Here is an 11,838-nt window from a genome sequence, read left to right as displayed (position 1 = left end):
TTTCCGAGCGATTGAGCGACGCCATGATTCCCCTGCTGCTGCAACTTCGTACGGTGCTCGCCTTCGCGACGATCGCAACGGCGGCATGGTCGGTCGGCAGCATCGCGCTCCCCTATTGCTGTGTTACGATCGCGAGCGAGCGGCGTGGTCGGGTCGTCTGGGAAGCGGCATTAGGGTTGTTGCTGTGGGGAACGTTTTTAGGGCTGCTCGGGTTGGCCGGCATGCTATACGAAAACTGGATCGTCGCGCTGACGCTCGTAGCCGCCACGCTCGGCGTCGTTCGGATGCGTAGCGAACTTCGCCGTTTTTGGAGCGAACAACCGGTCGCGAGGACGCTGGACGATACACTCCCCTTGAACTTGCGGAGGCTCGTCGCAGGATGCGCCGGTATCGCACTTGCGGCTTCGTTTGTTGCGGCGCTCGCTCCCCCGCTCGCAGGCGATGCGCTTTGTTATCACTTGGAATTGCCGAAGCGGTTTCTCGCTGATAATGCGCTGACTTACTATCGCGACAACGATAACTCGACGTTTCCGTTGCTCGCCGAGATGTGGTTTCTGTGGGGGCTCGCGATCGATGGCGCAAGCGGTGCTCAACTGATGCACTGGTTCAGCGGCGCACTTTTGGCAGGAGCTGCTTATGTGCTGGCCTTGCCGCTGCTAGGACGGAACGGGAGCGCCGGTGCGGCTTGCATCGTGCTGCTTACGCCCGGCATCAACAATCAGATGACCGCCCCCTTGAACGACGTTGCGCTTTCGCTTTATACGACATTGGCGCTCACCGCCTGGCTGCGCGCGGCGCAAGATCCGAATCGAGATTCGTTGCCGCGAAAATCATCGTTAACGATGCTCGGCTTGATGGTCGGCGGAGCGTTGGCCGTGAAGTACACCGGTCTCGTCTTCGCGGGCGTACTTGCGACTCTCGCTTTCGCGACGATCGCGCGAGCGCGACTTTCCAGCCGGCCGCAGTGGATCCGAGGTACGTGCGTCGCGGTTGCCGCGGCCGCGGTCGTCGCCGGACCTTGGTACCTGCGAGCCGGCTATCATCGAGGCGATCCGGTGTTTCCGTTTCTCTCCACACACTTTACCGAGGGAGCACCGTCGACCTTCCCGGAATCGAAGACGCCGCTCGGCCGTGGCTTCGGGGCTCTGCTCTTAGCACCTTGGTCGATGACGATGGAGCCCGAGCGATTCGGGGGGCGCGGGCAACAACTCGGGCCGTTATTCCTGATGCTGGCCCCCTGCGTGATCGTTTCTTCCAGACGCCGCGAATTGCGACCGCTTGCGATCACGGCGGCGTTCTACGGAATGGGCTGCGTGCTGTTACGACAAAACGTGCGGTTTCTGTTTCCGCTGGTACCGATCTTCTCCGTCATCGCGATGGCGGCTCTCTGCGAGATGGCGAACTGGTCGCCGTTGCCACGACGCATCGCACGCTCGGCTTTCGTAATCGTGCTGCTCTGCCTTGCAACGATTCCTATGGTGAGAGCACGCCCTCTATTCGCCGTGGCGACGGGAATGGAATCGCGGGAAGCGTTTCTCGCGCGTCGCGAGCCGACGTTCGATTCGGCCGCGTGGATCAATCGCAATCTGTCGAGCGATGCGCATGTGCTGAGCCAAGAACAACGCGCGTTTTACTACTACCCTCGTTGGACGCGCGAGAACATCTATCGTCGCTATACGGGCTACAATCGCCCGACGCTCGCCGACGCGACACCGTTCGAGCAGCGATTAAAAGCCGCGGGTTTTACCCATCTTTTTCTCGCCGAGAACGAGGCCGACGACGGAGCAAGCAGCCGCACGATCGGCTATGATGCCACGCTGTCGACGCTGGCCGACACGGCGATGGCGGCCCGACCCACGACCGGCCCGACGACCGTCGGCGAGTGGCACAGCGATGTCGACGGCGAGCGGCGACGCTATCGCTTGCTGTTGTTGCGCTGATCTCGATTCGCCGAAGTTGTTTTTTCGGAACTCGCATGCAAACATCCGATGTGATCGTGATCGGCGGAGGAATCGTCGGGCTCTCCACGGCGTATCAATTCACGCAGCGCTTTCCTGGACGAACGATTCGAGTGCTGGAGAAAGAAGCCGGGCCCGCCGCTCATCAGACGGGGCACAACTCCGGCGTGTTGCACTCCGGAATCTACTACAAGCCGGGCTCGTTGCGAGCGCTAAATTGTCGTAGCGGCAAAAAGTTGATGGAAGAGTTTTGCGAGCGCGAGGGTGTCGCTTACGACGTTTGCGGCAAGGTCATCGTCGCCTGTAGCGAGCAAGAGTTGCCGGGCTTGCAACGGATTTTCGAGCGCGGCCAAGCCAACGGCGTGCAATGCGAGATGATCGGTCGCGAACGGCTCTGCGAACTCGAGCCGTATACCGCAGGGATTCGAGCGATCCATGTGCCGGAGGCGGGCATCGTCGACTATCGCGGAGTTTGCCGCCGGCTCGTCGAGCGAATTCAAGAAGCCGGCGGCGAGTTCACGACGCAGGCCAAGGTCACGGCGATGCGGCAAGAAACCGACGGCGTTGTGGTAACGACGACGGCCGGTGAATTTCGGGCGTCGCGCATCGTGAACTGCACCGGTCTGCATTCCGATCGGACGACACGGCTGAGCGGGCGCGAGCCGGAAGTGAAGATCGTGCCGTTTCGCGGCGAGTATTACGAGCTCAAGCCCGAGGCCAAGCACCTCTGCAGAAATCTGATCTATCCGGTGCCCGACCCAAGCTTTCCGTTTCTCGGAGTCCACTTCACAAGGATGACGAGCGGCAAAGTGGAATGCGGACCGAACGCCGTGTTGGCGTTCGCACGTGAAGGATATCGGAAGCGCGACATCAACCTCCGCGACCTCGGCGAGACGCTCGCGTATCGTGGGTTTCGCAAACTCGCGGCGAAGCATTGGCGCACGGGCCTCGGCGAAATGCGGCGTTCGTTCAGCAAAGGAGCGTTCGTCGCGGCCTTGCAACGGCTCATTCCCGAGATCACGAGCGATCAGCTCACGGCGGCTCCGGCGGGAGTGCGGGCGCAAGCCGTCGCGAACGATGGCTCGATCGTCGATGATTTCGTCATCCAAAACTTCGGGCGAGTCGTGAATGTCTGCAATGCGCCATCACCGGCAGCGACGAGTGCGCTACAGATCGGACTATCGATTTTGGACCGCCTCGAGTTCGATGCGTAGAGACCGGCCGACGTCGGCGCATGCTCAATGCGATTCGCCGACATCGAGCCATGGTCTTGCTACTTTTTCTCCCCGAGCAGCTCGACGACTTTCGGCTCGATGCTCTTCGCCCAGATCTCGTAGCCTTCCGGGGTGAGATGTAGCAGGTCGTACATAATCTTCTTGTCGAGCGTACCATCGGCGCTGAGGAATTGCGGGCCGATGTCGAGATAAAAGATCGACTTACCGTCGTCGAGCGACTTCACGATGGCGTTGGCTTTCTCGTTCACGATGCGCAACTTACTGGCTGCATCCGGACCGCGAGGAAACACCGCGAGAACAAGCACTTTCGTCTGCGGCAACTTCTCTCGAAGCTTGGCGACGATGGCCTTAATGCCGTCGGCGATCTGCTCCGACGTGTTTCTGCCGGAGTTGTTCGTGCCGATCATCAACACCGCCAACTTCGGTGTGATCCCTTTGATGTTGCCGTTTTCGATTCTCCACAGAACGTGCTGCGTCCTATCTCCGCTAATGCCGGCATTCATCGCCTTACGCGAGCCGTAATACTTGGCCCATACTTCCTTGCCGTCTCCTTCCCAACCTTGCGTGATCGAGTCGCCGAAGAAAATGACGTCGACCTCGCCGGGAACGGCGCGCGAGTTAATCAGCTCATGCCGAATCATCCATTTGCCGTCGCGCGACACGGGTGTGATCGTAACATCGGGCGCTTCCGGCGGTTCGACGGGCTTCGCCGTGGCCGAAGGAGCCGGCTTCGTCTGAATCACCGGTGCGGACGGCACCGCGGGTGCTTGAGCCGTCGCGAACGGAGCCGCGCTGAAGGAGACGGCTAGGCCGAACAAAGCGGAAACGAACCTAAGTCTGACGTTCATGGGCGTGGCACTTTCCGAATAAATCCAGAGATTTGCATTACCGAACTCGCCGCCAGCATAATACGACCGACCGGCATGTCCAGCATAAGCCGTACGTCCGACAACCGTTCGCGGCCTCGCCCTCCGCACACGACGACCGCTGCATCGCCCGCTTAACACCCTACGACTTAAGCGCGACCTACGTTTGTGGGTCGACCGATCGTTCTTTCTTTCGCGATAACGGCTGTTCCTAAGAAGTTGCAATTCGCGCAACGCTACGTTCGGGCTCACGTATCTCTTCCTCCAAACTGCGGACATCGTCATGACCACGAAGCGCATCGGCATTCTCACCAGCGGCGGCGATTGTCCGGGACTCAACGCGGTTATTCGCGGCACCGTGAAAAGCTCGCAGCAACTCGGCTACGAATGCATCGGCTTCTTGCGCGGTTATGAAGGGCTCGTCGATCCCGTCACTTACAAGCAACTCAACTCGAAAAACACCTCGGGCATTCTCAATCAGGGAGGCACGATTCTCGGCTCGACCAACAAAGGGCGCTTCGTCGCTCGATCGGGAGTCGACAACCGCGAAGAACTCGATCCGGAGTTGTTGGCCGGCGTGCAGGCGACGGTCGAGCAATTGAACTTGTCCGGCATCGTGTGCATCGGCGGCGACGGCTCCCTTTCGATCGCTCAACAGTTTCACGAGCATGGAATTCCGGTCGTCGGAGTTCCGAAAACGATCGACAACGACCTTTCGGCCACGGCCTATACGTTCGGCTTCGATAGCGCGGTTGCTTGCGCCACCGATGCGCTGGATCGTCTCCACACCACGGCCGCGGCGCACGACCGTGTGATGGTGCTCGAAGTGATGGGCCGACATGCCGGATGGATCGCCCTGCATGCCGGAATCGCCGGCGGCGGCGATGTGATTCTCCTTCCGGAAATCGATTGGACCTTCGAGGGGGTCTGCCAAAAGATTCTCGAGCGGGATCATCAAGGAAAAAAATTCACGCTCATCGTCGTTGCCGAAGGAGCTCACCTGCCGCAAGGGGGCGTCGTTACCAGAACCGGTGCTCAGGAAAACAGCCAAGCCGCTCTCGGCGGAATCGGGAACGTCGTCGCTGCCGAGATTCAATCGCGCCTCGGACGCGAGACGCGCTGCGTCGTGCTCGGCCACTTGCAACGCGGCGGCCCGCCGACGACGTTCGATCGCGTGCTCGCCACGCAGTTCGGAGCGTTCGCCGTAGACTTGATCCATCGCGGCGAATTCGGTCGGATGGTGTGCTTTAATCCGCCGTCGATCGACAGCGTCTGGATTACCGACGCCGTGGCGAAACTCCGGACTGTCGAGCCGGATAGCTCGGCCGTACGGGCGGCGCGAGCGTTGGGCATCAGCTTCGGCGATACGCGCCGGAAGGGAAGCCCTTTCGCCCTGACCCGTTCGACCGATGTCGGCAAAACGGATGAGAAGAAATTGACCGCCGCGCTCTAACAGGGCATGGCGGCGGTGGATCATTGGTTTTACGCCGGGCCGGTGGAATCGTTTGCGTCGTGTCGGAGGGGGGATTATGCTTTGCGCGATTGCTCGCCCTGCGCACCGCCTTCGATTTCCCTCCGGAGTTCACGCCATGTCGTTCGCACGCACCACGCTCTTCTTCGCAAGTATCTTTGCGGCGTTTCCGTTCGTCGCTTCTGCCGCCGACAATACACCTCCGGAAGGCTTCGTCGCGCTGTTTAACGGCAAGGATCTCGACAACTGGCGCGGCCTGCCGCTCAAGCCGCAAGCGAAAGACCCGACGAAGACGACCGGGCTGACGATGCCGGAGCGGCTTGCTGCGTCGCCTGAGGAGCTTGCCACGGCGCAAAAAATCGGCGACGAATCGGCCAAGCAACATTGGAAGGCCGTCGACGGCGTCATCCTGTTCGACGGCAAAGGGCAAAACCTTTGCACCGATAAGGACTACGGCAACTTCGAACTCTATGTCGATTGGAAGATCGAAAAAGACGGCGACAGCGGCATCTATCTGCGCGGCAGCCCTCAGATTCAGATCTGGGATCCCGACCTCCAAATCAAGAAATCGAACGAGCGAATCGGCTCCGGCGGCATTTACAACAACGCGAAGAATCCGAGCAAGCCGACGAAGGTCGCCGATAAAACGATCGGCCAATGGAACACGTTCTGGATCAAAATGGTCGGCGATAGTGTGTGCGTAAAGCTCAACGGCGAACTCGTCGTCGACGATGTCGTGATGGAAAACTATTGGGACAAGGATCGCAAGACTCCGATCTATCCCAAGGGAACCATCGAACTCCAGAACCACGGCAACGTCCTCTTTTTCAAGAACATCTACGTTAAAGAGTTGCCGTAGGCACAGGCCTCGTTAGCCGCGCAGCTTCGCGACATGCGGTTGACTCCGCCTGTTTTCGCGATTTTCGCGTATTTGACACTGCTTTCCGCCCACTTTAGAATCGCGGATCCGCTTTCAACGGCGGCCTCCGATCGGGACGAGAGCTTCGTTTCGCCCGCGCGGTAGCGTATTTCTCGCTGCCGCCGTGAGCCCTTTGTCTTCTAGTTCGTTACCCGATCCGAGCCGTCCTACAAGTTCCGAATTCAAGCCGATTTTTTCCGATTGCCTTCCTTGGGAGCCTCGCATGTCCGCAGTTTCGTCCGGAAGCGTCGACACCGTAATGCAAGAGACGCGACTCTTTCCTCCCTCCGCCGAGTTCACGGCGAAGGCCCGGATCAATTCGCAAGAGCAGTACGAGGCGATGTGGAACGAAGCGGCTCGCGATCCCTCTGGGTTCTGGGGGAAGCTCGGTAAAGAACTGCATTGGTTCAAGCCGTTCGACCAAGTGCTCGACTGGAAGGAGCCGGACGCCAAGTGGTTCGTCGGCGGCCAAACGAACGCCTCGTACAACGCGCTCGACTTGCATCTCACGACGCCGCGTGCCAATAAAGCCGCGCTCATCTGGGAAGGGGAGCCGGGCGATCAGCGGATCTTCACGTATCAAACCTTGCATCATGAGGTTTGCAAGTTTGCGAACGTCCTGAAGAAGCTTGGCATCAAGCAAGGAGACGTCGTCTCGATCTACATGCCGATGATCCCCGAACTGGTCATCGCGATGTTGGCCTGTGCCCGAATCGGTGCCGTCCATTCCGTGATCTTCGGCGGCTTCTCCAGCGAAGCGATCGCCGATCGCAACAACGACGCCAAGGCCAAGCTCGTCATCACGGCCGATGGCGGCTGGCGGCGCGGCTCGCAACTGCCGCTGAAGACCAATGTCGATGTTGCGCTCGCCAAATCGCCGACCGTGCAGCATTGCGTCGTTGTGAAGCGCATCGGCATCGAAACGCACATGCAGGCCGATCGCGATTACTGGTACCACGACCTTATGACCGAGGTCGATGCCCGTTGCCCGGCCGAGCCGCTCGACAGCGAACATCCTCTCTTTATCCTTTACACCTCCGGCTCGACCGGAAAGCCGAAAGGCATTAAGCACACGACTGCCGGCTACAACTTGTTCGTCAAGAAGACGACCGAATGGGTCTTCGATCTGCGCGAAGAAGACGTCTATTGGTGTACTGCCGACTGCGGTTGGGTGACCGGCCACAGCTACATCACCTATGGCCCGCTCACGGCAGGCGCGACGGTTCTGATGTACGAAGGGGCTCCCAACGCACCGAACGAAGGCCGCTTCTGGGAGATCATCGAGAAGTACCGAGTTTCGATCTTCTACACCGCACCGACCGCGATCCGCTCGTTCATCAAATGGGGCGACGAATGGGTCGACAAGCACGACCTCTCCAGCCTGCGCTTGCTCGGCTCCGTCGGAGAAGGGATCAATCCGGAAGCTTGGATGTGGTATCACCACAAGATCGGCGGCGGACGTTGCCCGATCGTCGATACTTGGTGGCAAACCGAAACCGGCGGCATCATGATGAGTCCGCTTCCCGGCGTCATCGCGACGAAGCCGGGAAGCTGCACCAAGCCGCTGCCGGGGATCGTGCCGAAGATCGTCGACGAGCAAGGCAATCCTGTTGCGCCAGGCCGTGGCGGGTGGCTCGTCATGGCTCAGCCTTGGCCGGGAATGCTGCGCGGTATTTGGGGCGACGATGCCCGCTATAAGGAAACGTACTGGTCGAAAGTCGCAGGCCATTATCTCGCCGGCGACAACTCCCGCTGCGACACCGACGGCTACTACTGGATCATGGGGCGCATCGACGACGTTCTCAACGTCTCGGGCCATCGCCTCAGCACGATCGAAATCGAAAGTGCGTTGGTTAGCCATCCCTCGGTGGCGGAAGCGGCGGCGGTCGGTCGCCCCGATCCGATCAAGGGCGAAGCGGTCGCGGTGTTCGTCGTGATTCGCAAGGGGGAGCCGAACGATGCCCTTCGTGCGGAGTTGAAGAAGCACGTCCGCAAGGAAATCGGGGCGCTGGCCCAACCGGATGACATTCGCTTCACGACGTCGCTCCCGAAGACCCGCAGCGGCAAGATCATGCGACGTTTGCTGCGAGACATCGCGGCCGGCAAGGAATCGACCGGCGACACGAGCACGCTCGAAGATTTCACCGTCATGGCGAAGCTCCGGGCAGACGAAGACTAAGTGCCGTCCATGGCACGGCAACGTTCTTCGCACGGCGATTGGGAGCGACTCAATCGTTCGATCGTCGATTGCGATCGATGCCCGCGGCTACGCGATTATTGCTTGCGCGTGGCGGCGGAACGGAAGGCGGCGCATCGCGAAGAGGAATACTGGGGCTTGCCGGTGCCGAATTTCGGCGACGTGCGGGCTCGAATTCTGATCGTCGGCCTGGCCCCAGCCGCGCATGGCGCCAACCGGACGGGCCGAGTCTTCACCGGTGATCGGAGCGGCGACTTTCTCTTTCGAGCAATGCACGAAGTCGGACTCGCGAATCAACCGACTTCCACTGCTCGCGAAGACGGTCTTGCATTACACGACTGCGCGGTCACGGCCGTTTGCCACTGTGCGCCGCCGGATAACAAACCTACGGTCGAGGAAACGGCAAACTGCCGCGAATGGATGTCGCGTACCATCGAACTCTTGCCGGTGCGAGTCTTTCTCGCACTCGGGCAAATCGCCTGGAATGCGACGGTGCGCGAATTGAAAACTCGCGACCTGCTCGTCCCCTCCGCGCCGGGCAGGCCGATCCGCAACCCGAAGTTCGGACACGGCGCCATCGCACCGCTTGTCGACGGGCGCTGCCTCGTCGGCTGCTACCACCCGAGTCAGCAGAACACGTTTACCGGCGTACTCACGCACGCGATGCTGATCGACGTGCTCACCGAAGCCAAGCGACTGGCCGCAAAGTAGCAGGCCAACGTTGCAGGCACGTTCCACGTGCCGTAGCCACACGCATCGTTTTGTAAAGAAGCCGTATCGCGCCGCAATGAGTTTCGTGGCGGACGGCACGTGGAACGTGCCTGCTACTTTGGTCGCACTTCGCTAGAATGCTCGCATGAACGATCCGAACGACGACATTGCTGAACTCGATATCGAATGCCGCACTGTGTTGGAAACGTATCTCCTCACTGCCGACTGGATGCGCGCGGGAGAACTCACATCACACAAGGTCTTAGTCGGCGGGGTCTCCAGTCGCACCGTGCTCGCCACGTTTGCCGACGGCCGAGCCTGGGTCTTGAAGCAATCGCTCGCGAAGCTCCGCGTCCCCGGCGATTGGTTCAGCGACCCGAGTCGCGTGCATCGTGAAGCACTCGGCATGCAAGTGCTCGGCGAGCTTGCTCCGGCCGGCGCGATTCCGAAGCTGATCTTCGACGACGAGCGACATCATGTCTTGGCGATGGAAGCGGTGCCCGAGCCCCATGAGAACTGGAAGTCGATGTTGCTGCGGGGCGAAGTCGGTCTCGATTTGATCAAAGATTTCGGCCTGCTGCTCGGCGGAATCCATGGAAAGAGCTTTGCGAGGCGCGATGAACTGCTCCCGTTGTTCGGTGATCGCACGTTCTTCGAGTCGCTCCGGCTGCATCCGTATTACGAAGTCAGTGCCGTGGCCGAAGCGCGTGCAGCCGAGTTTTATGCGCAACTCATCGCCGATACTCGAGCGCAGCAGCTCACGCTCGTACATGGCGACTACAGTCCGAAAAACGTGCTCGTCCGAAACAAGAGACTCGTACTGCTCGATCACGAAGTCATCCACTTCGGCGACCCGGCATTCGATGTCGGTTTCGCGCTCACCCACCTGTTGAGCAAAGCGCATCACCTGCCGAAGCAGCGCGATGAATTCGCCGATGGTGCGATTGTGTTTTGGGACAACTACTCGATCATCGGCCGCTTCTTCGGCATCGATAAAGTCATGCCGGTCGAGCGTTGCGTGCGTCACACACTCGGCTGCCTCTTGGCTCGGGTCGTCGGTCGCTCTCCGCTGGAATATCTCAGCACCGAAGAGCGAAGTCGGCAGCGGGAAGCGGTGGTCCAGCTGATCGCCGATCCGCCGGCCGACGTGTTCGATCTGGTCGACCGCTTTTTGGAAGAAATCGAAAGGGAATAAATGGCGAAGATCCGGCAAATCGCGGCCCGCGAGATTCTCGATAGCCGAGGCCGACCGACGGTGTGGGCCTCCTGCACGTTCGCCGACGGCGCTACCGGCGCCGCTTCGATACCGAGCGGAGCATCGACCGGAAAAGCGGAGATGCTCGAACTGCGCGACGGCGACCAGCAGCGCTACGGTGGTCTCGGCTGCCGTAAAGCGGTCGCGAACGTCTGCGGCCCGATCCATGACCGACTCGCAGGTCGATCGTTCGAGACGCAACGCCAACTCGACGACGAACTGCTAGCGCTCGACGGTACTCCGAACAAGTCGAACCTGGGGGCAAATGCCGTTTTGGCGGTCTCCATGGCCTTCGCGCGGGCTCAAGCCGCTGCGCAACACTTGCCGCTTTACCGCTACTTCGCCCAGGCGATCGGCAGCGAGCCGCGCACGTTGCCCCGAATGACGATCAATCTCTTCAGCGGCGGCAAACATGCCGGCGGGCAGGTGTGTATTCAAGACGTACTCGTCGTGCCGGCCACAGCACCGACGATCGACGAAGGGTTGGCGGTCGTGTATGCCGTGTATCAAGCAGCTGCGAAGCTCACTCACGAAAAGTACGGCGCTCGCGCACTCAAGGCGGACGAAGGGGGACTTGCGCCGCCGTTTCCTGCGACCGAAGCGATGCTCGTCGACGCCGTCGATGCCATCCATCGCGCAGGCTTCGCACCGAACAGCGATGTCGCAATCGCCGTCGACGTGGCCTCGAGCCACTTCTACGAAGCCGGCCGATACCGGTTCGACGATCGTAGCCTGTCGTCGAGCGAAATGATCGGCCTCGTCGCCGGTTGGTTGGATAAGTACCCGATCGTCAGCCTCGAAGATGCTCTCGCCGAAGACGACTGGGACCACTGGCCCGAGCTCCGGCGCGCACTTACCGGACGGGCACTCACGCTCGGCGATGATTTCCTCTGCACGAATCCCGAACGGATTCGCCGCGCCATCGAAACCGGCTCGGCAGATGCCCTGCTCTTGAAGGTGAATCAGATCGGTACGCTCAGCGAAGCTGCCGAGGCGCTCCGAATCGCCCGTGCGGCGAATTGGCGTGTGACCGTCAGCGCGCGAAGCGGAGAAACGGAAGATGACTGGCTGGCCGACTTGGCGGTCGGCTGGGGGGCCGATCAGATCAAGGTCGGCTCGATCACGCAAAGCGAGCGGCTCGCAAAATATAACCGGCTGCTAGCGATCGAGGCCGAGACGAAGCTGCCGGTAATCGACTGGCCGGGGCGTTAAACTCAACGCAGTAT

9 protein-coding genes are annotated in these 11,838 nt (G+C 60.5%); 8 read left to right on the top strand and 1 reads right to left on the bottom strand.

Annotation, left to right across the window (positions count from 1 at the left end):
* Positions 1–23: 23 nt before the first annotated feature.
* Both K8U03_15285 and lhgO read left to right on the top strand, forming a co-directional pair.
* Positions 24–1,940, top strand: coding sequence for a glycosyltransferase family 39 protein (locus K8U03_15285; protein MCE9606258.1), 1,917 nt, complete (start codon positions 24–26; stop codon positions 1,938–1,940).
* Positions 1,941–1,975: 35 nt separating this feature from the next.
* Positions 1,976–3,172, top strand: coding sequence for an L-2-hydroxyglutarate oxidase (lhgO, locus tag K8U03_15280; protein MCE9606257.1), 1,197 nt, complete (start codon positions 1,976–1,978; stop codon positions 3,170–3,172).
* A gap of 59 nt (positions 3,173–3,231) precedes the next feature.
* Here lhgO and K8U03_15275 read toward each other — a convergent pair whose 3' ends face one another.
* A complete protein-coding gene (locus tag K8U03_15275) occupies positions 3,232–4,041 on the bottom strand; it encodes a GDSL family lipase (protein MCE9606256.1) in 810 nt (269 codons plus the stop codon).
* A 301-nt stretch (positions 4,042–4,342) separates the two neighbouring features.
* On the opposite strand from K8U03_15275, the gene K8U03_15270 reads away from it, so the two are divergent.
* From K8U03_15270 to eno, 6 genes are all read left to right on the top strand, one after another.
* Positions 4,343–5,512, top strand: a complete 1,170-nt coding sequence (locus K8U03_15270; GenBank protein ID MCE9606255.1) for a 6-phosphofructokinase — start codon at positions 4,343–4,345, stop codon at positions 5,510–5,512.
* Positions 5,513–5,648: 136 nt separating this feature from the next.
* The gene (locus K8U03_15265; GenBank protein ID MCE9606254.1) at positions 5,649–6,389 is read left to right on the top strand and encodes a DUF1080 domain-containing protein; all 741 of its coding nucleotides are present in this window, start codon (positions 5,649–5,651) and stop codon (positions 6,387–6,389) included.
* Between the two features lie 283 nt (positions 6,390–6,672).
* Positions 6,673–8,628: an acetate--CoA ligase gene (gene acs, locus K8U03_15260; protein MCE9606253.1), complete on the top strand. Its 1,956-nt coding sequence runs from the start codon at positions 6,673–6,675 to the stop codon at positions 8,626–8,628.
* Positions 8,629–8,637: 9 nt separating this feature from the next.
* Positions 8,638–9,357, top strand: a complete 720-nt coding sequence (locus K8U03_15255) for a uracil-DNA glycosylase (protein MCE9606252.1) — start codon at positions 8,638–8,640, stop codon at positions 9,355–9,357.
* A 145-nt stretch (positions 9,358–9,502) separates the two neighbouring features.
* Positions 9,503–10,552: a phosphotransferase gene (locus tag K8U03_15250; protein MCE9606251.1), complete on the top strand. Its 1,050-nt coding sequence runs from the start codon at positions 9,503–9,505 to the stop codon at positions 10,550–10,552.
* Complete coding sequence (gene eno / locus K8U03_15245) at positions 10,553–11,824, top strand: phosphopyruvate hydratase (GenBank protein MCE9606250.1); 1,272 nt, start codon at positions 10,553–10,555, stop codon at positions 11,822–11,824.
* Positions 11,825–11,838: the final 14 nt, after the last annotated feature.

The organism is Planctomycetia bacterium, assembly GCA_021413845.1.
Taxonomy (GTDB): Bacteria; Planctomycetota; Planctomycetia; order Pirellulales; family PNKZ01; genus PNKZ01.
This window is presented reverse-complemented; position numbering and strand designations above follow the sequence as displayed.

What these genes read in the sequence shown, in the direction of transcription:
- K8U03_15265 (MCE9606254.1), top strand. Translation starts at nt 5,649, where the DNA reads ATGTCGTTCGCACGCACCACGCTCTTCTTCGCAAGTATCTTTGCGGCG.
- eno (MCE9606250.1), top strand. Translation starts at nt 10,553, where the DNA reads ATGGCGAAGATCCGGCAAATCGCGGCCCGCGAGATTCTCGATAGCCGA.
- K8U03_15285 (MCE9606258.1), top strand. Translation starts at nt 24, where the DNA reads ATGATTCCCCTGCTGCTGCAACTTCGTACGGTGCTCGCCTTCGCGACG.
- K8U03_15255 (MCE9606252.1), top strand. Translation starts at nt 8,638, where the DNA reads ATGGCACGGCAACGTTCTTCGCACGGCGATTGGGAGCGACTCAATCGT.
- K8U03_15275 (MCE9606256.1), bottom strand. Translation starts at nt 4,041, where the DNA reads ATGAACGTCAGACTTAGGTTCGTTTCCGCTTTGTTCGGCCTAGCCGTC.
- lhgO (MCE9606257.1), top strand. Translation starts at nt 1,976, where the DNA reads ATGCAAACATCCGATGTGATCGTGATCGGCGGAGGAATCGTCGGGCTC.
- K8U03_15250 (MCE9606251.1), top strand. Translation starts at nt 9,503, where the DNA reads ATGAACGATCCGAACGACGACATTGCTGAACTCGATATCGAATGCCGC.
- acs (MCE9606253.1), top strand. Translation starts at nt 6,673, where the DNA reads ATGTCCGCAGTTTCGTCCGGAAGCGTCGACACCGTAATGCAAGAGACG.
- K8U03_15270 (MCE9606255.1), top strand. Translation starts at nt 4,343, where the DNA reads ATGACCACGAAGCGCATCGGCATTCTCACCAGCGGCGGCGATTGTCCG.